23 protein-coding genes are annotated in these 22,728 nt (G+C 62.2%); 9 read left to right on the forward strand and 14 right to left on the reverse strand.

Translation table 11 applies throughout. The features are described from left to right. Positions 1 to 14: 14 nt before the first annotated feature. Entirely contained in the window at positions 15 to 1,610 is a 1,596-nt protein-coding gene (locus BUC08_RS11035) for a class I adenylate-forming enzyme family protein (RefSeq protein ID WP_037923840.1), read from the forward strand. Here BUC08_RS11035 and BUC08_RS11040 read toward each other — a convergent pair. Then, positions 1,607 to 2,257 carry a TetR/AcrR family transcriptional regulator gene (locus tag BUC08_RS11040; RefSeq protein WP_051694094.1) on the reverse strand — a complete coding sequence of 217 codons (651 nt, stop codon included), beginning with the start codon at positions 2,255 to 2,257 and terminating at the stop codon, positions 1,607 to 1,609. The two genes, BUC08_RS11035 and BUC08_RS11040, sit on opposite strands and share 4 nt — an antisense overlap. 279 nt (positions 2,258 to 2,536) lie before the next feature. Here BUC08_RS11040 and BUC08_RS11045 point away from each other — a divergent pair, with 279 nt between their 5' ends. From BUC08_RS11045 to BUC08_RS11075, 7 genes are all read left to right on the forward strand, one after another. Next, a complete protein-coding gene (locus BUC08_RS11045) occupies positions 2,537 to 3,691 on the forward strand; it encodes a C4-dicarboxylate TRAP transporter substrate-binding protein (protein ID WP_037923836.1) in 1,155 nt (384 codons plus the stop codon). 74 nt (positions 3,692 to 3,765) lie between these two features. Continuing rightward, positions 3,766 to 4,317, forward strand: coding sequence for a TRAP transporter small permease (locus BUC08_RS11050; RefSeq protein WP_037923833.1), 552 nt, complete (start codon positions 3,766 to 3,768; stop codon positions 4,315 to 4,317). Further along, positions 4,310 to 5,620, forward strand: a complete 1,311-nt coding sequence (locus BUC08_RS11055) for a TRAP transporter large permease (protein ID WP_037923830.1) — start codon at positions 4,310 to 4,312, stop codon at positions 5,618 to 5,620. Before BUC08_RS11050 ends, BUC08_RS11055 begins: the two co-directional genes overlap by 8 nt. Before the next feature lie 370 nt (positions 5,621 to 5,990). Further along, on the forward strand, positions 5,991 to 6,485 hold the full coding sequence (locus BUC08_RS11060; protein WP_081855340.1) for a Csu type fimbrial protein: 495 nt from the start codon (positions 5,991 to 5,993) through the stop codon (positions 6,483 to 6,485). A gap of 14 nt (positions 6,486 to 6,499) precedes the next feature. Continuing rightward, the gene (locus BUC08_RS11065) at positions 6,500 to 6,952 is read left to right on the forward strand and encodes a fimbrial biogenesis chaperone (RefSeq protein ID WP_051539754.1); all 453 of its coding nucleotides are present in this window, start codon (positions 6,500 to 6,502) and stop codon (positions 6,950 to 6,952) included. A 73-nt stretch (positions 6,953 to 7,025) separates the two neighbouring features. Further along, positions 7,026 to 9,461: a fimbria/pilus outer membrane usher protein gene (locus BUC08_RS11070; protein WP_037923824.1), complete on the forward strand. Its 2,436-nt coding sequence runs from the start codon at positions 7,026 to 7,028 to the stop codon at positions 9,459 to 9,461. Continuing rightward, positions 9,458 to 10,384, forward strand: a complete 927-nt coding sequence (locus tag BUC08_RS11075; protein ID WP_037923822.1) for a Csu type fimbrial protein — start codon at positions 9,458 to 9,460, stop codon at positions 10,382 to 10,384. The genes BUC08_RS11070 and BUC08_RS11075 overlap by 4 nt, the downstream gene beginning before the upstream one ends. Before the next feature lie 620 nt (positions 10,385 to 11,004). Here BUC08_RS11075 and BUC08_RS11080 read toward each other — a convergent pair. From BUC08_RS11080 to phnG, 8 genes are all read right to left on the reverse strand, one after another. Next, entirely contained in the window at positions 11,005 to 12,150 is a 1,146-nt protein-coding gene (locus BUC08_RS11080) for an alpha-D-ribose 1-methylphosphonate 5-triphosphate diphosphatase (protein ID WP_037923820.1), read from the reverse strand. Then, positions 12,147 to 12,701, reverse strand: coding sequence for a phosphonate metabolism protein/1,5-bisphosphokinase (PRPP-forming) PhnN (gene phnN / locus BUC08_RS11085; RefSeq protein ID WP_037923818.1), 555 nt, complete (start codon positions 12,699 to 12,701; stop codon positions 12,147 to 12,149). The genes BUC08_RS11080 and phnN overlap by 4 nt, the downstream gene beginning before the upstream one ends. After that, the gene (phnL, locus tag BUC08_RS11090; RefSeq protein WP_037923816.1) at positions 12,698 to 13,381 is read right to left on the reverse strand and encodes a phosphonate C-P lyase system protein PhnL; all 684 of its coding nucleotides are present in this window, start codon (positions 13,379 to 13,381) and stop codon (positions 12,698 to 12,700) included. The genes phnN and phnL overlap by 4 nt, the downstream gene beginning before the upstream one ends. Positions 13,382 to 13,432: 51 nt before the next feature. Further along, positions 13,433 to 14,203: a phosphonate C-P lyase system protein PhnK gene (phnK, locus tag BUC08_RS11095; protein WP_028958398.1), complete on the reverse strand. Its 771-nt coding sequence runs from the start codon at positions 14,201 to 14,203 to the stop codon at positions 13,433 to 13,435. Further along, complete coding sequence (locus BUC08_RS11100) at positions 14,200 to 15,069, reverse strand: alpha-D-ribose 1-methylphosphonate 5-phosphate C-P-lyase PhnJ (protein ID WP_037923814.1); 870 nt, start codon at positions 15,067 to 15,069, stop codon at positions 14,200 to 14,202. The genes phnK and BUC08_RS11100 overlap by 4 nt, the downstream gene beginning before the upstream one ends. Positions 15,070 to 15,252: 183 nt before the next feature. Beyond that, positions 15,253 to 16,425: a carbon-phosphorus lyase complex subunit gene (locus BUC08_RS11105; RefSeq protein WP_081855339.1), complete on the reverse strand. Its 1,173-nt coding sequence runs from the start codon at positions 16,423 to 16,425 to the stop codon at positions 15,253 to 15,255. Continuing rightward, complete coding sequence (phnH, locus tag BUC08_RS11110) at positions 16,425 to 16,985, reverse strand: phosphonate C-P lyase system protein PhnH (RefSeq protein WP_037923812.1); 561 nt, start codon at positions 16,983 to 16,985, stop codon at positions 16,425 to 16,427. The genes BUC08_RS11105 and phnH overlap by 1 nt, the downstream gene beginning before the upstream one ends. Continuing rightward, complete coding sequence (phnG, locus tag BUC08_RS11115; protein ID WP_037923810.1) at positions 16,985 to 17,440, reverse strand: phosphonate C-P lyase system protein PhnG; 456 nt, start codon at positions 17,438 to 17,440, stop codon at positions 16,985 to 16,987. Before phnG ends, phnH begins: the two co-directional genes overlap by 1 nt. A 106-nt stretch (positions 17,441 to 17,546) precedes the next feature. On the opposite strand from phnG, the gene phnF reads away from it, so the two are divergent. Next, positions 17,547 to 18,257, forward strand: coding sequence for a phosphonate metabolism transcriptional regulator PhnF (gene phnF, locus BUC08_RS11120; protein ID WP_037923808.1), 711 nt, complete (start codon positions 17,547 to 17,549; stop codon positions 18,255 to 18,257). Positions 18,258 to 18,634: 377 nt separating this feature from the next. Here phnF and BUC08_RS11125 read toward each other — a convergent pair whose 3' ends face one another. From BUC08_RS11125 to BUC08_RS11145, 5 genes are all read right to left on the reverse strand, one after another. Next, complete coding sequence (locus BUC08_RS11125; protein WP_037923806.1) at positions 18,635 to 18,985, reverse strand: hypothetical protein; 351 nt, start codon at positions 18,983 to 18,985, stop codon at positions 18,635 to 18,637. Positions 18,986 to 19,255: 270 nt separating this feature from the next. Further along, positions 19,256 to 20,185, reverse strand: coding sequence for a carbohydrate kinase family protein (locus BUC08_RS11130; RefSeq protein WP_037923803.1), 930 nt, complete (start codon positions 20,183 to 20,185; stop codon positions 19,256 to 19,258). Positions 20,186 to 20,189: 4 nt separating this feature from the next. Then, a complete protein-coding gene (locus BUC08_RS11135) occupies positions 20,190 to 20,843 on the reverse strand; it encodes a nucleoside/nucleotide kinase family protein (protein WP_234973754.1) in 654 nt (217 codons plus the stop codon). A gap of 11 nt (positions 20,844 to 20,854) precedes the next feature. Further along, complete coding sequence (locus BUC08_RS11140) at positions 20,855 to 21,619, reverse strand: ATP-binding cassette domain-containing protein (RefSeq protein WP_037923800.1); 765 nt, start codon at positions 21,617 to 21,619, stop codon at positions 20,855 to 20,857. Further along, positions 21,619 to 22,680, reverse strand: coding sequence for an ABC transporter permease (locus BUC08_RS11145; RefSeq protein WP_037923798.1), 1,062 nt, complete (start codon positions 22,678 to 22,680; stop codon positions 21,619 to 21,621). Before BUC08_RS11145 ends, BUC08_RS11140 begins: the two co-directional genes overlap by 1 nt. Between the last annotated feature and the right edge of the window lie 48 nt (positions 22,681 to 22,728).

Genomic DNA, 22,728 nt, shown 5'->3' on the forward strand with positions numbered 1-22,728 from the left:
GGAGGACAAACAGCATGCACGACTGGCCATCACGGATCACCGATCTGATCACCCTTGAGACACATTTTGGCCGCGAGGGGCTGAAATGCTTTGCAGACAGGCCCGCGAACCTGAACCAGATGCTGCAACAGGCGGTGACGCGCAACGGACAGGGCGAAGCGGTTGTCTGCGACGATGTTCGCCTGACCTATGACGCCTTCCATGCGCAGGTGCGTGCCGTGGCGGCAGGGATGGCGGCGCATGGCGTGCAACAGGGCGACTGCGTGGCGTTGGTGCTGGGCAATGCGCCCGAGTTCCTGATCGCGCTGATGGCCACGTTGCATCTGGGGGCCATTGCCGTGCCGATCAACGTCCGCGAGGGCACGCCCGAACTGGCGCACATCCTGAACGACTGCGGTGCCGTTCTGGTGGTCCACGACACCGACGTCGCGGCCAAGCTGCCCGCAGCGGACGCCGTGCCGCAGGTCAGCAACCGCTTTTGCGTGGGCGGCGCGGTGGACGGCTCACAGGATTATGCCGCGCTTTCGACGCAAGGCGCGCTGACCGACGCCGCCCATGTGAACCCCGAAGACACTGCCGTCATCCTCTATACCTCGGGCACCACAGGCCAGCCCAAGGGCGCGATGCTGGCGCATCTGAACATCATCCATTCCACGATGCACTTCGAGATGTGCATGGAACTGGGCGCGCGGGAGCGTTCATTGCTGGCGGTGCCCGCGTCCCATGTGACGGGGCTGGTGGCGACGCTGTTCACCATGCTGCGCACCGCAGGGTGCAGCGTGATCCTGCGCAGCTTTCGGGCCGATACCTTCCTGGAGCTTGCAGCACGCGAGAAGGTGACCCAGACGCTGATGGTGCCCGCGATGTACAACCTGTTCCTGTTGCGCTGCAACGTCGCGGACTATGACCTCAGCCAATGGCGCATCGGGGGATACGGCGGCGCGCCCATGGCGCATTCGACCATTGCCGAACTGGCCCAAAAACTGCCCAATCTGGCGCTGGTCAACGCCTATGGCGCGACCGAAGTCAGCTCGCCCGCGACCATCATGCCGCTGGGCCAGGGGCATATCCGCGCCGACAGCGTGGGACATGCCGTGCCCTGTGCCGAGATCCGCATCGTGGACGAGACAGGCCACGACGTTGCCACCGGCGAACATGGCGAGCTGTGGATCAAGGGGCCGATGGTGGTGCCGGGCTATTGGAACAACCCCGAAAAGACCGCCGCCGAATTCCACGACGGTTTCTGGAAAAGCGGCGACGTCGGATCGCGCGATGCCGACGGGTTCATTCAACTGCACGACCGACGCAAGGATATGATCATTCGCGGCGGCTACAACATCTTCAGCGCCGAGGTCGAAAACGCGCTGACCGCCCACCCGGCGGTGATCGAATGCGCGGCCATCGGCAGGCCCGATCCGGTTCTGGGCGAAAAGATGCAGGTGTTCGTGCACAGCTCTGACCCGAACCTGGATGCAGAGACCATCAAGGCTTTTTGCGCCGCGCGCCTTGCCGACTACAAAACGCCGGATTTCGTGACTTTCAGTGCAGAGCCGCTGCCACGCAACGCCAACGGCAAGATCGTCAAGAAGGCGCTGCGCGATATGGTCTAATCCGCGCGCAGCCCGCCCACGATCATCTCGGCCAGCGACGCCGCGATCCTGTCGCGGTCGTCCCACGTCTGTTCGGGGCGCACGCGGTACCAGTCCACCAGCCCGTTCAGCGCCCCCATGATCATTCGGCCCGCCAGTGCCACGCTGGGCACTGACAGCGTGCCCGCGGATTGCCCCTGTTGCAGAACCGTCCGGTACAGCGCCTCGTAGTCGTTGCGCATGGCGATCAGGCCGGACAGCACTTTGCGCTCGGCCTCGGTCGCCGAGCCCCGCAGGTAAACGTCCACCCCCAGCCGGATGGTGCGCTGAAAGGGCAGGGTGTCCATCATCACATGGCCGTGCGCCGTGGCCATGCGGACCAGTTTCTCGGGGGCGGGAATATCCAGATCCAGCAGAGGCAGAACCGCGTCGAAACAATACTCCATCGCCTGCCGGTAGACCTCGAGGTAGATCTCGTTCTTGGATGCAAAGTGGTGGTAAACGCGCCCCTTGGTCGAACCCAGTTCCTGCGCGATCTCGTCTACGGTCGCCTTTTCAAGCCCGTGGCGCATGAAACAGACGGCAGCCGCGTGAATGATCTTTCGCTGGCTCTCGATACCCCGTCGAGAGACATGCCGTGCGTCAAGTTCACCTGCGGTCAGGGCCATTCTAACGGTCCGCCACGCAAGCCGGATCGCGGTGTCTCAAACCCATTATGAAATGCTCCGTCGCGTCATTCTTGGATTTCCATCCTAACAGCTTGACACCACCACAAAAGCGTTAATTGTGGAAACATACTCATGGGAATGTTTTTGCGGCACCTCACAGCGCAGGGACAAGGCCCGGGACATTATGGCCAGTGCGGTAGGGGAGAACCGTCTTGAGGCAGCAGGGCCATAATCCTGAGATCATTCACGTATTTACGACATCGCTCGGGAGGAGCATTTATGAAACGCACCACGACAAAAACCGTCATCGCAACCCTTGGGGCCGTGCTGGTTGCAGCCACACCCGCTGTTGCCAAAGAGAAACTGAACTTTGCCTACGGCTATCCGGCCAACTCGGCTGTCGGTCTGGCGGTCGAGGATTACGCCGCCGCCGTCGCCGAGCGTTCGGGGGACAATGTCACGGTTACGGGTTTCCCGATGTCGCTGCTCAGCCTGCCTGAAACCAGCCCCGGCGTGCGCGACAGCCTGGCCGACGTGGGCTTTGTGCTGACGCCTTATTACCCCGCCGAATACAGCAACAACCTGTTCCTGCACGAACAGAACCTGCTGATCAATCTGGCCGAAAACCCAACCGGCAAGGAGCCGTTGGCGTTCACCGGCGCGATGCTGGAATATACATTCAACAACTGCCCCGAGTGCCTGGAAGAGTTTAAGGCACAGAACCAGGTCTATACCGGTGGCGGCGTGACACCGCTCTATAATATGCTGTGCAAAGACACTTCGATCACCACCATCGACGACCTCAAGGGCAAGCGACTGCGTGCCGGTGGCGCGGGATTTGTTCGCTTTGCAGAGCATTTCGGCGCCCAAGGCGTGCGCCTTCCGGTGAACGAAGTTTACGAAGCGCTGGATCAGGGCATTCTGGACTGCGCCATGCTCAGCGCACCAGAGTTGACCAACTACAACCTGTACGAAGTCGTCACCGACATCACGCTGGACGTGCCTGGCGGTGCCTTTGCCGGTGTGGCCTCGGCCAACGTGAACGCCGACCGCTGGAAGGCGATGAGCAACGAGGACCGCGAAGCCCTGTTGTGGGGTGGCAACGCGATGACCGCGGCGACCACGTGGAACTTCTACACCGACGACAGCGCTGCCGTGCAGAAATCGCGTGATCTGGGCATTGCCTTCCACGAACCCACGCCCGAGCTTCTGGCGGCTGTGAAAGAGTTCGCAGCACAGGACCTGAAAACCGTATCGGGTCTGTTCAAGGACACCTACGGCGTTGAGCGCGCCGAAGAGATCACTGCCGAATTCGCACCGATCCTCGAGAAATGGTACGGTCTGGTGGCCGACATCTCGACCAAGGAAGAGCTGCAACAGCTGTACTGGGATCAGGTGATTTCCAAGGTCGATCCGGCCACATACGGCCAGTAATCCGATCCGTCTGAGGGGCGCAGGCTTCGGCCTTGCGCCCCTTTTTGTACTTCCCAACAAGGATGTTCATAGCGATGAAACCGATTGGAAAGCTTATCTCATGGCTGGTCGCCGGTGCCTCTGGCATTGCGGGCATCATGGTGCTTTTGCTTGTCTCCCACGTCACGATCGACGTGCTGATGCGCTTCATGTTCTCGACGCCGCTTGATGCGACGATCCTGTATGTCTCGGCTTTTTACATGGTCGCCATCGCGTTCCTGCCGCTGGGGCTGGTCGAAGAAAAAGACAGCCACATCGCCGTGGAACTGCTGGCCGAAAAGCTGCCCAATTCCGTCCAGAGCGTTCTGGCCTTTGTCGCGCTGCTGCTGACCGCCGTGGTGATGGCCGCCGTGGCCGTGCGCACAGGGCAGGAAGCCATGTCGAAATACGCCGCCGGCGCCTATTCCATCGAGGCCAGCGGCAAGGTGATCATCTGGCCCACCTATTTCGTGCTGCCCCTGGGCTTTGGCCTAATGGCGCTGGTGGCGGCGTGGAAGCTGATCGCATTGGCCCTTGGCCGCGACAGTGGCCTGAGCATCCTGACCGTCGAAGACCCCTATCTGTCGAAAGAAACGCCTGATGTCTGAACTTCAAATCGCAGGCCTGTTCATCGGCGCCCTGTTTTTTCTGATCCTCATGCGTGTTCCGATCGGCGTGTCGCTGATCGCCGTATCCTTCGCGGGGCTTTGGTCGATGTTCAACTGGAACATCGCATGGGGTTCGCTGGGCATCGTGCCCTATAACTTTGCCAACAGCTGGGTGCTCAGCTCGATCCCCGCGTTCCTGCTGATGGGGTTCATCTGCTACCACACCAAGCTGACCCAAGGGCTGTTCAGCGCGGCGCAGATCTGGCTGTCGGGGCTGCCCGGCGGGCTGGCCATCGCTTCGGTCTTTGGCTGCGCGGGCTTTGCGGCGGTCACCGGCTCGTCCGTGGCCTGTTCGGCGGCCATGGGCAAGATCGCTGTGCCCGAGATGATCCGCCATCGCTACAGCGCCGAACTGGCCACAGGTACGGTTGCAGCGGCAGGCACCATCGGCGCGCTGATCCCACCGTCGATCCTGATGATCCTCTACGGCATCATCTCGCGTCAGTCGGTCAGCCAGCTTTTCCTGGGCGGGCTGGTGGTGGGGGTCATCACGCTGATCGCCTATGTCCTGCTGATCGTGGTGCGGGTCAAACTGAACCCCGACCTGGCCCCGCCGGTCCACACCCAGGCCACCCGCACCGAAAAGTTCCGCGCGCTGGGCCAGACTTGGCCGGTGTTGCTGATCGTGATCGGCGTCTTTGCCGGGCTCTTTGGCGGCGTCTTCACCCCGACCGAAGCCGGTGCCATCGGTGCCACGCTGTCCACGCTGGTGGCGCTGGTCTATCGCACGCTGACGCTGAGGGCGCTGCGCATGGCGATTGTCGAAACCATCACCACAACCGCGGCCCTGCTGATCATCGCCGTCGGGGCCAGCCTGCTGACCCGCTTTCTGGCGCTGTCGGGCATCGGTGACGCGCTGTCGTCGTCGATCCTGTCGTTCGGCGTGTCGCCGGTGCTGATCATGATAGGCATCGTGATCGTCTACCTGCTGCTGGGCATGATGCTGGAACCCGTGGGGGCGATGCTGCTGACCTTGCCCGTCGTGCTGCCGCTGGTGGACGAAACCGGCTTTAGCCTGCTGTGGTTCGGCGTGGTACTGGTCAAGCTGCTGGAAATCGGGATGATCACCCCGCCGATGGGGATGAACGTGTTCGTGATCAAAGGCGTGGTGGGCAACATCGCCTCGCTGTCCACGGTGTTCAAAGGCGTGTTCTGGTTCGTCATCATCGATCTGCTGATCGTGGCGGCGCTGATCGCCTATCCCGACATTGTCCTGTTCCTGCCGGAGATGTTTGCCAAATAAAACGCGGACCATCGGCTCGTGAATAAAAGGCGGTTGCTTCATGCAGCCGCCTTTTGTGTGCGTGCCGGGGCATTTGTACCAATTTTGCCGCATTCGGACTGCCACCGATACGTGAACAATATCCCAATCGGCAGAGGATATTTACCGGTTCTGCCTCAATTTCAGGATTATTTCGCCACCTGCGCAACCTGAGGGAGATTGCGGGGGTGCTGCCAAACTCCTTGTTTTTATGATCCGTTGCACGGTCAAGCTTCGGCACATTTCCCCCCGAGCGTCCAAGTCTTGCCTCAAAGTTTATCGAAATAGAAACAGTCGCCCGATCCGGTCCAACCGGCAGATCCGGGCTGTTAACAAGTAGGAAGATGTTAAAATGAACTACACTACCCCTAAAGTGGCGGCCCTGATGGGCGCCATGTTGGCCGTCGCAGTGCCCGCCCATGCAGCAGACACTGTGACGTCCAACCTCGGCGTGTCGGCGGTCGTTCTCGACACCTGCACATTGAACGCGGCCACGGCGCTGTCCTTTGCCAGCATCGACAACAGCGCCCCAACCTCCCAGGCGGTTCCCGGCTCGCTGGCCGTCGTCTGCACTTCGACACGCAGCGGCATCTCGGTCTCGCTGGGGGCCGGTGAAAACGCCAGTGGCGGCACCCGCCGGATGATCAGCACCGACGGCAACTATCTGCCCTATTCGGTCTATGCGGACGCAGGCCATTCCAGCGCCGTCGCCGCCGCCGAGAACATCTATTCGGGCGATGTGACCGCAGCGATCCCGCTGGTGATCCCCGTCTATGGCCAGATCCCCGCAGGCAGCTACAACGCCGGTCTGTATTCCGACACCATTCTTGTCACTCTGACATACTGAGGAAAGGACAGGATATGAAACAGTCGAGCATCAAGACCAAAGCCCTGCGGTCCATCGGTTTCGGCGCGGCATTGCTGTCGCTGACCCCGCTGGCCGCGCCCGCGGCCCTTGCCGAAAGCCTGTCGGTCTCGCCAACGCGTATGGAAGTGCCCGCATCGAACCAGACCACCCTGACGCTGAAAGCAGACGGCAAGGAAGCCTCGGTTCTGCAATTGCGCGTGATGGAATGGAAAGAGGGCCAGGACCCCAGCAAAATGAAGGCCACACGCGATGTGGTCATCAGCCCGCCCGCAGCCCGTCTGAACCCGCGCGAGGAACTGACCGTACGCGTCGTGCGCACCAAGAAACGCGCCGTGCGCGGCAGGGAATGTTACCGCGTTCTGGTCGACCGCCTGCCCGGCAAGGAGCAAAGCGGACAGGCTGTGAAATTGCAGGTCCGGCATTCCGTCCCGCTGTGTTTCAGCTAAGCCCGACCTGACGACACGACCTTTCGCAAATCAGAGCCGTCAAGGCCACACAGGCAATCGGGACTTTCATGTCATGGCGCACAAACGCCTTACACTCGCACTGTTGATGGGCGGGCTTTGCGGACCTGTGTTCGCAATGCCCGAAACCATCGACGGCTATGAACCCTCCACCGAGGTGACACAGGCGACATCTGTTGATGTCACGGCTGTCATCTCGGACGGGTTCTCGGATCTGGGGCAGGACACACCGTTGTTCCTGTTTGTGCTGATCAATGGCCGCGAGATTGGCATGGTCGCCGAGTTTCTGGCCCACCCCGCCGAAAACCGCCTGTCCTCGACCCGCAGCGAACTGGAAGAGATCGGAATCAAGGCACCGCCGGGGCTGGGCGCCACCGTCTATCTCGACAGTATTCCGGGGCTCAGCTTCAACTACGACGCCACCGCGCAAAAGATATATATCGAAGCGCCTTTCCAGGTGCTGGAACCGCGCGTGATTTCCGCCGCCAGCACGCCGGCCTTTGAAACTCCCGACCGATCCTCCGGCGCTGTGCTGAACTACAACGTCGCCGCAGACTTCAGCGCCACGGGCGACCTTTCGGGGCTGGACATGAACAACGTCAGCGCTGCCCTGGACGCCCGCGTTTTCTCGCCCTGGGTTACGCTGAACACCACCGGTCTCTATCGCTTTGCAGGCGCCTCTGCCGACGACCGCAAATTCCTGCGCTTCGAGACCAACTTCGAGGTGGTCGATACCAAGCGCGCGTTGACCTATACCTTTGGTGATGTGACCACCTCGGGCCTGCAATGGAGCCGCCCGATCCGCATGGGCGGCTTTCAGGTACGCCGCGATTTCGGCCTGCGCAGCGATCTGGTCAAGGACCAGCTTCTGACCTTCGCAGGCGCTGCCGCCGTGCCTTCGACGGTTGATGTATTCATCGACAACAACCGCGCCTATTCCACCAATGTCGACAGCGGACCCTTCCGCATCGAGGATCTGCCGCTGCACACCGGGGCGGGGGACGCGACCATCGTCGTGCGCGACGAACAGGGCCGCGAGGAACGCCGCCGCGTGTCTTTCTTCACCGCGCGCAACCTGATCAAACCGGGCATGGCGGACTATGCGCTCGAAGTGGGCTTTGCCCGCGAGGATTACGGCACCGCGAACAACAGCTACGGAGATGACCTGATCGTCTCGGGCAGCCTGCGCTATGGCTGGTCCGAGAAAGTGACGCTCGAAGGCCATTTCGAGACCACATCCGACCTGACCCTGCTGGGGCTTGGCGCGAATTTCGTGCCGTTCTCGCTGGGCGAAGTGTCGATGACCGCAGGGGCCAGCCAGTTCAACGACGTAACCGCCGGGTTTTTCCATGCCACCGTGCGCACCACCGTTGCAGGCGTGGACCTGAATGCCTCGACCATGCGCTCGCAGGACGGCTTTGCCGATCTGGCCTCGGTCACCGGCCTCGACCTGATCGCGGCGGGCGGCAATTCGCTGCTGGAAACGCCCCGCGCGCTGGATGTGGTCAGCCTGTCGGTGCCGCTGGCGCGCGCGGGCTCGAAACTGGGCATCAACTATGTCCATTCCGAACGCGCCACGTCGACCGACCGCATCGTGTCCCTGTCGGTTGGTCACAGCCTGAAAGGCGGGCGCGGATCGCTCAGCGTGACCGGATCGCGCAATTTCGACACGGATGACAAGAAATTCGCGTTGAACCTGTCGATGCCGCTGGGCAACCGCACCCACCTGCGGTCGGGGGCCGGCCGTGACGAGACCGGCGCACAAACCGCCAGCCTTTATGTGGCCAAACCGCTGGGCGAGGACGTGGGCGACATCGGCTATGCTGCACAGCTTGAAAAACAGGGCAGCACCTTCCTTGCAGGCGCGCGCGGCGATTATCGTGGCCGCTATGGCAAGGTCGGGGGCGACATCAAGTTCTCCGACGACACCACCTATATCCGTGGTGACGCCGAAGGGTCGATCGTCTACACTGGCGGGCGCATCGCGGCGGGCAACACGGTCACCGACGGCTTTGCCATCGTTGACGTGGGTGTGGCGGATGTGCCGGTCTATCTGCAGAACCGCCCCATCGCGCGCACCAATGGCAAGGGCGTGGCCGTCATCACCGGCGCCGCCTCGCACCAGCGCAGCCGGGTGTCGATCAACGTCAACGATTTGCCCACCGACGCCACCGTCGGGGTCACGGCGGTCGACATCATACCGGGACGCAATTCCGGCGAGCTGGTCCGCTTTGACGGCAACGACGCACCCTCTGTGCTGGCCGTGCTGCGTGATGCGAATGGTACGGTCCTGCCCACGGGCGCAGCCGCCTTCCTGAACGGGTCCGAGGATGAATTCATCGTGGGCTATGACGGTGTCGTCTGGCTGGAAGGGGTCAAACGCAACAATACGGTCAAGGTCCGCCACCAGGGGCAGACCTGCACCGCCCGGTTCTCCTATCAAAAGACCGCCGCCATGCAGGACATGATCGACCCGGTGACCTGCAAATGACCCGCTTTTTGCCCCTATGCGCGGCCCTGCTGCTGGCCTGCATGGTGATGGCCCCACGCGCGGCACAGGCGGCGTGCACGGCTTCGGTCAGCAACATCAACTTCGGTTCCATCTCGGTGCGCAGCGGGGCCACCAACCGCACCTCGGGAACGATCACGGTCGAGTGCCGGGGAGAGCTGGCCGATGTGGTCGGCGTATGTCTCAGCTTTGGTGCAGGGCAGGGCGGTGCCAGCAGCGGCAACAACCCCCGCTATATGCGCGGCGTCTCCGGCGAGATCCTGTCCTACCAGCTGCGCCCGCTGGGCTACGGCGAAGGCTTTGGCGTGCTCGAACAGATCTACGTGCCGGTGGTGATGGTCCTGGGCTCGGGCAGCGCCCAGGTGCCGGTCTATGCCGACGTCACCAGCCGCAGCGTGTCGGTGGGCAGCGGCAGCTACAGCTCGACCTTTTCGGGCAGCGCCGACATCTCGATGAAATACGGCCTGATCGCCTGCGACCTGCCGGGCAAGGCCGCGACGGTCCCCCCCTTCACTGTCAGCGCCCAGGTGGTGCCCAGCTGCGAACTGGTGGTGTCGCCGCTGGCCTTCGGCATCATCTCCAGCAGCATCCAGCAGCCCAAGGATGCATCGTCGTCGATCACCGTGCGCTGCACGTCCGACACCAATTACACGGTGTCGCTGGGCGCCGGCCAAAGCGGCGAAACCGCCAACCGCATCCTGCGCAACGGCACCGAAACACTGTCTTACGGACTGTACCGCGACGCAGGCCGCTCGGCCCCCTGGGGCGACACTGCCAGCACCCGCGCCGTGGGCTACGGCACCGGCACCGACAATGTGTTCACCGTCTACGGCCGCATTCCCGCAGGTCAGAACGCCTATGTGGGGGTCTACACGGACAATGTGGTGGTGACGGTGAATTATTGAGGGGACAGAGCAGGGCGCCAAAGAGTCGACCAGCAAGTTAAACAAACGCAATAATCAGGCGGCGCTTTACCTCCAGAGCACTTTTGGGTTTAACCTTGGCACTTAGCCCGAAATCGGTGGCGAAAACTCGTTTTAGGGATAGTCAAGCATGAATAAGCAGTTTCCGCTGTCCGAACTAAGCAGAACGCGTATTAAACGTGGAAACGTAATCTCGCTCGTGTTCATTTTGTTGACGATTGCACTTGCATACGCGACCAGTAACACTTTGATTGCGATAGGTACTTTGTATTTTCTTGCGAAAATACTATTGCGGTTTGCGATATTGAGAAATTCCGGAGCATTCTTGCAAGTATCCCACGAGGGTTTGACGATATGTTGGGTTCGTAAACTATTCCTTCCGTGGGAAATGATAGTCGAGGTGGTTGACTCATCAAAAGACGTGATTTCTATTAGATACCGGACTTCCGCTGGAAAAAAATTGGTCGAAGAAAGACTTCTCAAACGACGAATTGACGCTGATCACGCAGAACTTATCGGCCTGTTGAGGAAAAATTTAGCTAACAAATAGATTCCCGTGCCAGCCCCCGGGGCACACCGTCAAACCCCCGCCAGCTCCCCCCTCAGGCCACCCGCCGTCCTTCTGACCACACGGCCTGTACCAATGGTGCGCCTTCCAGCAGGCCAAAGCGGATCAGGTCGGCCCGTTTGCCCACCGCAATTTCGCCCCGGTCCGACAATCCGACAGACCGCGCGGGTGTCGCTGTCACCGTGGCAATTGCGCGGGCCATGTCATCCCACACATCCGCCAGTTGCACCGCCGCCTGCAACAGCGCCGCAGGGACGTAATCCGACGACAGGATGTCCAGCAACCCCGCCTGTGCCAGTTCGTGCGCGGCCACGTTGCCCGAATGCGACCCGCCGCGCACCAGGTTGGGCGCGCCCATGATGTTGGCAATGCCCACCGCGCGGCAGGCCTGCGCCGCCTCGACCGTGGTGGGGAATTCCGCAACCGCAACACCGTGCGCATGGCTGGCCGCCACCTGATCCGCCGTGGTGTCGTCATGGCTGGCCAGCGTTGCGCCATAACGCGCCGCCGCCGCGACCGCCGCCGCCTCGTGTTTCGCGCCCAGCTGCGCCTGAAGCCCGTAGAGGAACTCGACATATTCGGCAAAACCCTCGGCCTGCATATTGTGCTTGCCGCGCACATAGGTCTCGAATTTCGACACGTCGCGGAACTGCCGCTGGCCAGGCGTGTGGTCCATCAACGACACGATCCCCACCTTGTCGTCCGCCCCGAACTCGCCCAGTTCCTCCTCCAAAGTCTCCGAGCAGATCTCGGCACGCAGGTGGATATGGTGGCTGATCTTCAGCGCGCCCCGGTTGCGCATGTCCAGAATCTCATCCGCCATCTGGCGCGCGTATTTGCCATAGCGTTTGTGATCCCCCGACAGGATCGACCCCACGCGGATGGCGTCAAAGACGGTTGTGATCCCGGTGCCCGCCAGTTCGCGGTCGTGGGCCAGGATGGCGGCACGGTGCGGCCAGTCGACCTTGGGGCGCGGCACCATGTGGCGTTCCAGATTGTCGGTGTGCAACTCGATCAGCCCGGGGGCCACAAAATCCCCCTCGCAATCCTGCGCCGCCGCAACGCCGGTCCCGCCCGAGGCCACATCGGCAATCTTGCCATCCCGCAGCACCACGGTGCCGGTGATCACATCGTCGGGCAGCACCACACGGGCGTTGGTCAATACGGTCTCTTGGGTCATGTCAGTGTCACGTCTTTCTGTGGGTAAAGGGCCGCCAGCGCCCGCCGTACGGTGTCGGCGATCGGGCCGGAATTGTCGATATGGATTGCGGCGATGCCACCGGGCAGGGCAAAGCCCGCGCGCGCCAGCCGTGCGTCGATCTCGGCGCCCGCCTCGCGCCCCCGCGCCATCAGGCGGGCACGCAGCACGGCGGGGCTGGCGGTCAGCAACAGCACCGGCATCGCCCCGAACCGCGCCTGCGCGGCTGGCAGCACCGAACGCGACAGGTTCACCAGCAGGTCACGGCCCTGCTTCAACTCCCTGTCCACGGTGGCCGGAATACCATAGCGCAGCCCGTGCGCCTGCCAGCTCAGCGCAAATTCGCCCGCCGCCTGCATGCCCATGAACATCGGCACGCTCACCGCGTCAAAGTCCTCGCCGCCCGCGTCCGCCGCGCGGGTGATCACGCGGCGCACCAGCGACAGTTGCGGCGCCGCATCGACCAGCGCCTGCATCACCGTGTCCTTGCCGACACCCGAGGGGCCGACCACGGCAATCATCCGCCCGCTCATGCCGATGACCTGGGGGTAAAGGCCGCCGCATCAATCACCCGATCACAGACACGGTCCCGCGCGGCCTCGTCGTGGAAAATGCCGACAATTGCCGCCCCCCGCGCCTTGGCGTCCTCGATCAGCGTCAGCACGACCTCGCGGTTGGTGGCGTCCAGACTGGCCGTGGGCTCGTCCAGCAACAGCGCTGGATAGTCATAGGCAAAGCCGCGCGCGATGTTCACCCGTTGCTGTTCGCCACCCGAAAACGTCGTCGGGCTCAGCCCCCACAGCCGTTCGGGAATGTTCAGCCGCGCCAGCAGGTCGCGCGCGCGGGCCTGTGCTGCGTCAAGCGCGTGGCCCGTGCGCAACAGCGGCTCGGCCACCACGTCCAGCGTCGACACACGCGGCACCACCCGCAGGAACTGGCTGACATAGCCCAATGTTTCGCGCCGCAGTCCCAGTATCTCGCGCGGTTCCGCCGTGGCCACGTCCACACCGCCAATGCGGATATGCCCCGAGGCGGCCAGGTAGTTGCCATAGAGCATCCGCATCAGCGTGGATTTTCCCGCCCCCGATGCTCCGATCAGCCCCACACATTCGCCCGCCGCCACGTCAAAGGCAGCCCCCTCCATCACCGGAATGACCGTGCCGCCCTGATTGTGCAGGGTAAAGGACTTGGACAGGTTCTCAACTTGGATCATCTTTTTAACCTACTGTTAATAAATGGAAAAGATTTCACTGTGAAACCTGCCCTAAACTTGCAACACGGACGACACCAGCAACTGCGTATAGGCATGTTGCGGATCGTCCAGAACCTGGTCGGTCAGCCCGGTCTCGACCACATGGCCGTCTTTCATCACCATAAGCCGGTCCGCCAGCAGCCGCACCACAGCCAGATCATGGGTCACGATAATCGCGCTCAACCCCATCTCGCGGACCAGCCCGCGCAAAAGATCCAGCAGCCGCGCCTGCACGCTCACGTCCAGCCCGCCGGTGGGTTCGTCCATGAACACCAGCCGTGGCCCGGTGACCAGATTGCGCGCAATCTGCAACCGTTGTTGCATGCCCCCCGAAAAGGCGGTGGGGCGGTCGTCGATGCGGTCGGCGTTGATCTCGACACGACCCAGCCAGTCGGTCGCGGTGTCGCGGATGCTGCCATAATGGCGCGCGCCCACGGCCATCAGCCGCTCGCCCACGTTGCCGCCCGCGCTGACATTCATGCGCAGCCCGTCGCGGGCGTGCTGGTGCACGAACGCCCAGTCGGTGCGCCCCAGCATCCGCCGTTCCGGTTCGCGCATGGTCACGGTGTCGCGCAAGCCATCGGTCTTGGTGTCAAAGCGCACGGCACCTGCGTCGGGCGTCAGATGCCCCGCCAGACAGTTCAGCAAGGTCGACTTGCCCGACCCGCTTTCACCGACAATCCCCATGACCTCTCCGGGGTACAGATCGAACGACACGTCCGTACATCCCACCCGCGCGCCATAGAATTTGGCCACGCCTTCTACCTGCAAAAGCGGTGTCATGCCGCGTCCTCCTTGATCGGGACGCCTTGCGCGCCCACATGCCCCGCCGCGCGGCGGCCCTGGCAATAATCGGTGTCCGAACACATGAACAGACGCCCGCCGTCGTCATCGACAATCAACTCGTCCAGATAGCTTTCGGTGGCGCCGCACAGATCGCAGGCATGGTCGGCCTTGCTGGCCTCGAAGGGGAAATCCTCGAAATCCAGACTGACGACTTTGCTATAGGGCGGCACCGCGTAAATCCGCTGCTCGCGGCCCGCGCCGAACAGTTGGATCGCGGCCATTTCCAGTTTGGGGTTGTCGAATTTCGGAATGGGCGAGGGGTCCATCACATAGCGCCCCTCGACCTTCACCGGATAGGCATAGGCCGTGGCAATCGCGCCGTGCTGGCTGATGTCCTCGTACAGCTTCACATGCATCAGGCCGTATTCTTCCAGGCTGTGCATCTTTCGGGTCTCCACCTCGGACGGCTCCAGAAAGCGCAGCGGCTCGGGGATCGGTACCTGATAGACCAAGATCTGGTCTTCGCGCAGGGTCTCCTCGGGGATGCGGTGGCGGGTCTGGATCACGCTGGCCTCGGCCGTCGCTTCGGTCACGGCCACGCCTGCTGTCTTCTCGAAAAACCGGCGGATCGAAACGGCGTTGGTGGTGTCATCGGCCCCCTGGTCGATCACCTTGAACGTGTCCTCGGGCGTCAGGACGGCGGCAGATACCTGCACCCCGCCCGTGCCCCAGCCATAGGGCATCGGCATTTCGCGGCTGGCAAAGGGGACCTGATAGCCCGGTATCGCCAGCCCCTTGAGGATCGCACGGCGGATCATCCGCTTGGTCTGTTCGTCCAGATAGGCAAAGTTATAGTCAGTCATGAGAGTTTCTTTCCCAGGAAAGGGTGAAATTCGCTTGGCCCGACGGACTTGCCACTAAGGGCAGCTTCCGGCCGCGGGTGGGGGTTAAGCCCCCGCCGTCAAACCTCAGGTTTGCCTTTGGCAAAACGGGGGCGGCCGGGGGCTGTCCGGCGTTCCGCCGGACGCAAGATTGAGAGGTAATGCTCATTCCGCAGCCTCCTTCATCTTGCCGGGAAAACTTCCGCCCGTTGCCCGGCAGGCGGTTTCACCGCCGAGAGGGGAGGCATCTAAGGTATCAGTTTGCGGGGCGGTGTTCGCCTGCGCCTCACGCCGCAGCTTGCGGATCAACTCCAGTTCCGATTGGAAATCGACGTAATGGGGCAGCTTGATGTGCTCCAGGAACCCCGTCGCCTGAATATTATCCGCATGGTACAGCACGAATTCCTCGTCCTGCGCCGGCGCGCCAAGGTTGTCCTCGCCCAGCTCTTTCCAGCGCAGCGCGCGGTCCACCAGCGCCATCGAAATCGCCTTGCGTTCCGACATGCCAAACACCAGCCCATAGCCGCGGGTGAACTGCGGCGGTTGGGTCTTTGATCCTTGGAACTGGTTGACCGTTTCGCATTCGGTCACTTCGATCTCGCCGATTTCGATTGCGAACCCCAGTTCGGGAATGTCCATCTCCACCGGCACCACCCCGATGCGCAATTCCGCCACAAAGGCGTGGTTGCGCGCGTATCCGCGCTGGGTGGAGTAAGCCATGCCAAGGATGAACCCTTCATCGCCACGGGTCAGCGATTGCAGCCGCAGATCGCGCGTGGCGGGCAGTTCCAGCGGTGTGCGGGTCAGGTCCGGCGGCGTGGTGTCGCTGTCTTCTTCCGTCTGGATCAGTCCCTCGCGGTCGAGAAAGCTCATGATATGCGGTGTCTGCGCATCGCGCGCCTCGGCCTCTTCGGCGGCGGGCACGTCCCCTTCGGCGACCAGTTTGAAATCCAGCAGCCGGTGCGTGTAGTCGAATGTCGGCCCCAGCATCTGCCCACCCGGCGCGTCCTTGAACGTGGCTGAGACACGGCGGTCACAGGCCATGGCTTCGGTGTCGATTGGGACCGACCCGCCAAAGCGCGGCAGGGTGGTGCGATAGGCGCGGATCAGGAAAATCGCCTCGATCAGATCACCGCGCGATTGCTTGATCGCCAGCGCGGCCAGGTCGGGATCATAAAGCGACCCTTCGGCCATGACGCGGTTGACGGCCAGCTTGAGCTGTTCGCGGATTTGCGGCACCGACAATTCCTCGACCGACGCATCGCCGCGCCGCTCTTCGGCCAGCCATGCGTGGGCCGCGTCAATCGCCCGCTCTCCGCCTTTGACGGCTACATACATTACGACACCTTTGTGGTTCGGGGCAGGGCGGCCACTTGGTCGCCTGCGGTCAGAATGTGGTCCAGACCCAGCGGAAACAGTTTCGCATTGGCCTGAAAGGCGGCGGTTTCGGGCAGTGACAGCGTGGCGCTGTCCTTGATCCCCGGCCCGCGCAGGGTGGCGTCGGTGTTGGTGATTGCCTCGCATTCGACGATCAGCGTGGTGGACCGGTCGGGATACTCTGCCGTGCCGATGGGAAAGGGCAGGCCGGTCAGTTCGTCCCAGGTGCCGACGGCAAAGGCTGCGTCCCCGGCCCCGCAAAACGGCGCGCCGGTGTGGAATGTGATCCAGTCGCGCACGGCCTTTTTGTCGCGGGAGGGCGCCAGAAACACCGGCGTTTCCGGATCGCACAGCGTCAGCAAAACGATCCCCGCCGCTTGGGACAGCGGTGCGGGCGGCGTGCCGCCGGTCACGGTTTCGATCCGCCCCGGTTCGGCCATCACCTGCATGATGTGGCGAAACGCGTGGGCGGCGTCGATGGGGGCATTGGCAAAACCGCCAGAGAGTGCGTCAGCCTGCATCAGTCTTCTCCTCGGACCATGGTGAAAAACTCGACCTTGGTGGCCGCCGCCTTGGCGCTGCGGGTGGCGCGGGTCTGGGCCATCTTGTCTTGCAGCGGGTCCAGCACAGCGGCGCGGATCGCATCGGCCTGCGCGGTCTGCATCAGCGCATCAATCAGCGCCGCCTGCGTCGCCTTGAGCTTGTCGCGGCCCTGCACATAGCCGTGCCCGTCCTCGCCCGATGCCAGCCGCACCGATGCGCGGGTGACGGTGACTTCGCCAAGGTTAAAGGCACTGCCCACGGCACCGGCACGGCCCCGCACCATGACGCTGCCCACCTCGGGCGCGCGCAGCACGGTGTGGTCGGGGGCCAGTGCCGCACCTGCCCACAGCGCGTTGAGGTCAGCCGCCCGGCAGCGAGCCAAGAGGCCCAGCCATGCCTTGCGGGCGGCGTTTGGGTCGGTTTTTTCATTCATGTAGACACCTTGCCGATTTGTCTAGGTTCCTATACAACTAGACAAATCTATCGCTGATTCTGCCCTGCACCGCAATCCCCCCTTCTGTGAAGTTTTGGTGACACCCATGGCCCGCACCCCGATCTGGAAATCCATCGCCACCCACCTGCGCGACGAAATTGCCGCCGGGCAGTTCGCCCAAGGGGACAAGCTGCCGACCGAGGCGGCCCTGGCCGCGCGCTTTGGCGTGAACCGCCACACGGTGCGTCACGCGTTGGGCGCGCTGGCCGAGGAGGGGGTGGTCTATGCAAGGCGTGGCGCGGGGGTGTTCGTGACGCAGGTGCCGACGGATTACCCCATCGGCAAACGGGTGCGCTTTCACCAGAACCTGACGCTGGCCGGGCGGGTGCCCGCCAAGGAAATCCTGTCGCTGGAAACCCGCACGGTCACGGCGGCAGAGGCCAGGGCGCTGAAGCTGCAGGCGGGGGCGATGGTGCATGACTACCAGGGGCTGTCGCTGGCCGACGGGCAACCCGTGGGGCTGGTGCGCAGCGCCTTTCCGGCAGCCCGCTTTCCCGATCTGCCCGCAGACCTGCACGAACTGCGGTCCATCACGGCGGCCCTGCTGCGCGGCGGCGTGGCGGATTACACCCGCGCATCGACGCGGCTAAAGGCGAAACTGGCCACGGCGACCCAGGCCCTGCACTTGCGCATCGCCGAGGGCGCACCGGTCCTGCACGCGATCAGCATCAACGTGGACGTCGAGGGCGTGCCGGTGGAGTTCGGGAACACATGGTTCGCGGGGGACCGGATTACGCTGACGCTGGAGGGGGAGTAGGGGGGCGTTGGGCGTTTGGGCGGAATGCGGGCGTTTGGCGCGTCTTGGACTATTGGCACGATGGGCAGATAGCGCCATTTGCAAAGTTGGCTACTTGACGCGACCCGCCGAGGTGTTCTGTGGCACAGTCGCCCGCGATCTCTCCCTTTCGTTGCAACTCCGAGGTTTTGGAGCCGGTGAATTCAAACAGAGCGGGGATTTCCAAACCCTTGCCACGTGGCGTAGCAAGGGTCGGCTAAGCGGATGGCGTGCTTCATATTGACAGCTGCGCGGCCGTCAGACCACGGCTCGGTCTCCCAGCCATAAATGTTCAATCCCGGTTGCGTGTCGGTCCGCCCCGGATAGAAGTCTGCAAGCCAAAGTTGTGCATTCGCACATTAGTTCAGGATGCGCGCGACCGCTCCAATCAAGTCCAGCACCTCGCGCGTATCGCGATCTACGCGATAGACATAATCACCCACCCGATAGTAGGTCTGGCCGCGATCAAGCCCGTACCGCCCTGGATCGCGGATGATTATGTAATCTCCATTGATCACGTCTCCACGGTTGTACTTGCGGGCTTGGCCAGGCGGCACGCACGGCGGGTTCTTTTTAGCCAGACCGGGAGGGCAATTGATTGTTTTGTACGCACCGCCCGAGTGCTCTTTTCCGGTTTTGTGGCTGCCTGCTTCGGCAGCCACCCCGACGGAGGCCACCGCGACCGCGAAAAGAACCAATAACCGTCTCATGATGTAACTCCGTTTCGTTCTGCTGTGACACTAGGATAACCATTGCTACTGCAAAGTGTTGCCATCCAAGCGGAGCCTCAGCGAAAAGGTGCCTAAGTGCGTATCGCCGCCTTGGCCCATCGTCGATCAGGGCTCACAACCCACTTGCGATGTTACGGAAGCATGGTTGGACGGCTACCGCGCCCAAGCTTGCTTTGAAGGGGCTGGGCTCCAACAACAGGACCGCGCAGGTCAGGATCTACCGCCGCGCGAGCTGTCAAACCGGCGCTTTCATTTGATTTCGCTGGCCCAAGGTGGATTTGCTCCGGCGCGCGATACTGTCATTGCTGCAACTTTCGCACCAAATGCGATCGCGTGTTGAAGGGTTTCCGCCGACACGTCCGAGACACCCGATGTGGTCAGATGTCCGTTTTCATGAAGATATGCGAGAACGCCCGCGTTGAACGTATCCCCGGCACCGACCGTGTCCACAACCTTGGCCCGGATGGCGGGCACATGGATTTCAGCGCCCGTTCTCAGATAGCCGGTTGCGCCGTCCGCGCCACGCGTCAGGATCACTGCGACAGGTCCTTTTTGCAGCAATGAGCGGGCTTTATCCGCCAGTGACGAAGGCTCTGGTGCAAGCCAGTGAAGGTCTTCGTCGGACACCTTGATGATATCGGCAAAGGTCATGGCCTCTTCGAGGCGCGACCGGAACGCGGGAACATTGTCGATAAACCCCGGGCGGATATTCGGGTCGATCATGACGGGACGGTGCGGCCCCTCGTGTCTCAGCAGCGCCGCATAAGCATCGGCGCCCGGTTCACACGCGAGGCTGATCCCGCCAAGGTAGAGCGCGCATATGTCGGCGTTCAGGCTTGGCATGTCCCGGGGTGTCAGCATCCGCCCCGCAGAGCGTTCGTCGAAGAAGGTGTAAGTCGCGTGACCGCCGTCGAGCTGCACAAAGGCAAGCGTCGTCGGACGGCTGGAGGTGATGATCCGGGAGGTGTCGACCTGGCTGGCTTCAAGCTCTGCGGCAAGCTGCTGGCCGAACAGGTCCGTCGACAGACCGGTCAGCATCCCGGTCGGCGCGCCGAGCCGCCCCAGCGCGATGGCGGTGTTGAATATGGCCCCGCCGACGTGCGGCACAAACCCCTGCGCGCCCGTAAGGGTCGGAGCGGGGATCATATCGATCAAAGCTTCACCACAGCATAAAATCATCGGATCATTCGACCTTGTGAGTGGGTGTTGGCGGGGAGGGTGGTGCGTCGGTGACCTGATCCGCGGTCACCACGACATCGCAGTGCAGGCTGTTCTCAAGCACGAATGTCGCGTTTGGCAAATCGTTGCCATCCGCTTTCCCTGCCGCTTCCGCCTGAGTGTAGCCATGATCCGTCCAGCGTTGCAGCAGGCGTTGTCGCAACACCGCAAGCGGGACATCGATCTTGACGGAGAGGTCCCACAGGGGCGCAAGCTTTTGCCAGGGCGCGATATCCAGCATCAGATAGTTGCCTTCCACGAGGATCGTTTCGGTCTCCGGCCGCACCGCACCTGCACCGGCAATGGATTGGTCACGGGATCGGTCAAAGTGGGGAAAGACGACACCGTCCTCTGTCCTGAGCCGTCTGACCAGGTGAACGAACCCCGCCGCATCAAAGGTTTCTGGCGCGCCCTTGCGGTGCAATATCCCGCGCTCGGAAAGGATGGAATTGTCGAGATGAAAGCCGTCCATCGGGACGACCTGGATGGACGGGTCCATTTGGGCGAGGGCTTCTGCCAGTGTCGATTTTCCGCTTGCCGGCGCGCCGACCAGGGCGACCAACCGCCGCTTTCCGGTGAAAGGTGTCGCCTTGATCCTCTTGAACAGATCTGTGAGCACGGGACCGCTGCCTATGCGGCTTCGGGCACGGCGGCACCTGTCATATAGGCCACTGCGTCAGACATCGAATGCTCTTTGGGATCGATCAGGCACAACCGCTTGCCAAGGCGGTGAACGTGAATGCGATCGGCGACCTCGAACACGTGGGGCATGTTATGGCTAATCAGGATGATCGGAATACCGCGGCTTTTGACCTCGAGGATAAGCTCAAGGACCTTACGGCTTTCCTTCACCCCCAGGGCGGCTGTCGGTTCATCCAGGATGATGACCTTGGAGCCGAATGCCGCCGCGCGGGCCACGGCGACGCCTTGGCGCTGACCGCCTGACAGGGTTTCCACCGCCTGGTTGATATTCTGGATCGTCATCAATCCAAGCTCTGACAGCTTTTCGCGGGCAACTTCTTCCATGCGCTTGCGGTCAAGCTGTCGCAGGACCGAGCCGCGAAACCCCGGTTTGCGCAATTCCCGCCCCATGAACATGTTGTCGGCAATCGACAGGGCAGGTGACATGGCAAGGGTCTGGTAGACTGTTTCGATACCAGCATTGCGCGCATCGATCGGAGAGCGGAAATGAATCTCTTTGCCCTCAAGCGTGACAGTGCCCGCATCCGGAACAACGGCGCCCGAGATCGCTTTGATCAACGAGCTTTTGCCCGCACCGTTGTCGCCGATGATCGCAAGGATCTCACCTGGCATCAAATCGAAATCGCAGTGATCAAGGGCCGTAACCTTGCCGTAGCGTTTGACCAGTCCGCGGGCTTTCAACATCGGTTCCATCAGGCTGCTACCTTTCTAATCCATTGGTCGACTGCCACGGCGGCGATGATCAGCAGACCGATCAGCAGATACGTCCATTGTGCATCCGCGCCCGCCAGACGCAGACCCAGCGTAAAGACCCCGACGATCAGAGCCCCGAAAAATGTGCCGAGGATCGACCCGCGGCCCCCGAAAAGGGAAATCCCGCCGATCACAACAGCGGTGATACTTTCGATATTGAGCAACTGGCCGGAGGTCGGGGATACCGAGCCAATGCGCCCGATCAGGGCCCAGCCCGCGAAGGCGCAGATCAGGCCTGCGAGGGCGTAAACCGAGATGATCGTTCCCTTTACATTAACGCCGGACAGTTCGGCCGCGTCGGGGTCGTCACCGACAGCGTAGACATGCCTGCCCCAGGCGGTGTGCTTGAGCACGTAGGCCAGCAAAAAGACCAGAACCAGCAGGAAGATCACACCGAGCGTGAAAATCGCACCGCCGACGTTGAATTTCGTGCCCAGGATCTGGAGCAGGGGCGCTTGCGTTGCGATCTCCTGGCTGCGGATTGTCTCATTTTCCGAGTAGAGGAAGTTGGCCGCCAGAACTACCTGCCACATGCCGAGCGTGACGATGAAAGGGGGCAGTTTCATCACGGCCACGAGCCAGCCGTTGATCGTGCCGATCAGCGTGCCAAAGCCAAGGCCGCACGCAACTGCGAGTCCCGGCGGCAATCCGTAGCGAAAGGTAAACTGACCCATCACCACAGACGAGATGACGGCGATTGCGCCGACGCTCAGGTCAATGCCCGCTGTCAGAATGACAAGGCTTTGCGCTGCGGCGACGATCCCGACGATCTGCACCTGCTGCAAGATGAGCGTCAGCGCGAAGGGCGAAAAGAACTTTGACCCCAGCAGCAGCCCGAAAACAACGATAGAAGCCAAAAGGACGATCAGCGGGACAAGTGCAGGCGTCACATGCAATGCGTGATGGATCTTTCCGACAAATCCGGAAGAGGTTTCATCGAAACGGGCGACATCGGTCGCGCTGTTCGAGGCTGCAGCCTCGTAATTATCTCCGGTGGACATTGCCCGCTCCCATTCATTCGACTGTGTCTGGAGCCTCGCGTGCGAGGT

The sequence above is a fragment of the Pseudosulfitobacter pseudonitzschiae genome (genome assembly GCF_900129395.1).
Classification (GTDB): Bacteria; Pseudomonadota; Alphaproteobacteria; order Rhodobacterales; family Rhodobacteraceae; genus Pseudosulfitobacter; species Pseudosulfitobacter pseudonitzschiae.

Bases quoted from the DNA above. Each gene is read 5' to 3' on its own strand.
- BUC08_RS11140 (WP_037923800.1), bottom strand. From the start codon at position 21,619: ATGGAACCGATGTTGAAAGCCCGCGGACTGGTCAAACGCTACGGCAAG.
- BUC08_RS11100 (WP_037923814.1), bottom strand. From the start codon at position 15,069: ATGACTGACTATAACTTTGCCTATCTGGACGAACAGACCAAGCGGATG.
- phnK (WP_028958398.1), bottom strand. From the start codon at position 14,203: ATGACACCGCTTTTGCAGGTAGAAGGCGTGGCCAAATTCTATGGCGCG.
- BUC08_RS11065 (WP_051539754.1), top strand. From the start codon at position 6,500: ATGAAACAGTCGAGCATCAAGACCAAAGCCCTGCGGTCCATCGGTTTC.
- BUC08_RS11050 (WP_037923833.1), top strand. From the start codon at position 3,766: ATGAAACCGATTGGAAAGCTTATCTCATGGCTGGTCGCCGGTGCCTCT.
- BUC08_RS11055 (WP_037923830.1), top strand. From the start codon at position 4,310: ATGTCTGAACTTCAAATCGCAGGCCTGTTCATCGGCGCCCTGTTTTTT.
- BUC08_RS11125 (WP_037923806.1), bottom strand. From the start codon at position 18,985: ATGAGACGGTTATTGGTTCTTTTCGCGGTCGCGGTGGCCTCCGTCGGG.
- BUC08_RS11040 (WP_051694094.1), bottom strand. From the start codon at position 2,257: ATGGCCCTGACCGCAGGTGAACTTGACGCACGGCATGTCTCTCGACGG.
- BUC08_RS11145 (WP_037923798.1), bottom strand. From the start codon at position 22,680: ATGTCCACCGGAGATAATTACGAGGCTGCAGCCTCGAACAGCGCGACC.
- BUC08_RS11130 (WP_037923803.1), bottom strand. From the start codon at position 20,185: ATGATTTTATGCTGTGGTGAAGCTTTGATCGATATGATCCCCGCTCCG.
- phnL (WP_037923816.1), bottom strand. From the start codon at position 13,381: ATGATCCAAGTTGAGAACCTGTCCAAGTCCTTTACCCTGCACAATCAG.
- phnF (WP_037923808.1), top strand. From the start codon at position 17,547: ATGGCCCGCACCCCGATCTGGAAATCCATCGCCACCCACCTGCGCGAC.
- phnN (WP_037923818.1), bottom strand. From the start codon at position 12,701: ATGAGCGGGCGGATGATTGCCGTGGTCGGCCCCTCGGGTGTCGGCAAG.
- BUC08_RS11045 (WP_037923836.1), top strand. From the start codon at position 2,537: ATGAAACGCACCACGACAAAAACCGTCATCGCAACCCTTGGGGCCGTG.
- phnH (WP_037923812.1), bottom strand. From the start codon at position 16,985: ATGCAGGCTGACGCACTCTCTGGCGGTTTTGCCAATGCCCCCATCGAC.
- phnG (WP_037923810.1), bottom strand. From the start codon at position 17,440: ATGAATGAAAAAACCGACCCAAACGCCGCCCGCAAGGCATGGCTGGGC.
- BUC08_RS11070 (WP_037923824.1), top strand. From the start codon at position 7,026: ATGGCGCACAAACGCCTTACACTCGCACTGTTGATGGGCGGGCTTTGC.
- BUC08_RS11080 (WP_037923820.1), bottom strand. From the start codon at position 12,150: ATGACCCAAGAGACCGTATTGACCAACGCCCGTGTGGTGCTGCCCGAC.
- BUC08_RS11060 (WP_081855340.1), top strand. From the start codon at position 5,991: ATGAACTACACTACCCCTAAAGTGGCGGCCCTGATGGGCGCCATGTTG.
- BUC08_RS11035 (WP_037923840.1), top strand. From the start codon at position 15: ATGCACGACTGGCCATCACGGATCACCGATCTGATCACCCTTGAGACA.
- BUC08_RS11075 (WP_037923822.1), top strand. From the start codon at position 9,458: ATGACCCGCTTTTTGCCCCTATGCGCGGCCCTGCTGCTGGCCTGCATG.
- BUC08_RS11105 (WP_081855339.1), bottom strand. From the start codon at position 16,425: ATGTATGTAGCCGTCAAAGGCGGAGAGCGGGCGATTGACGCGGCCCAC.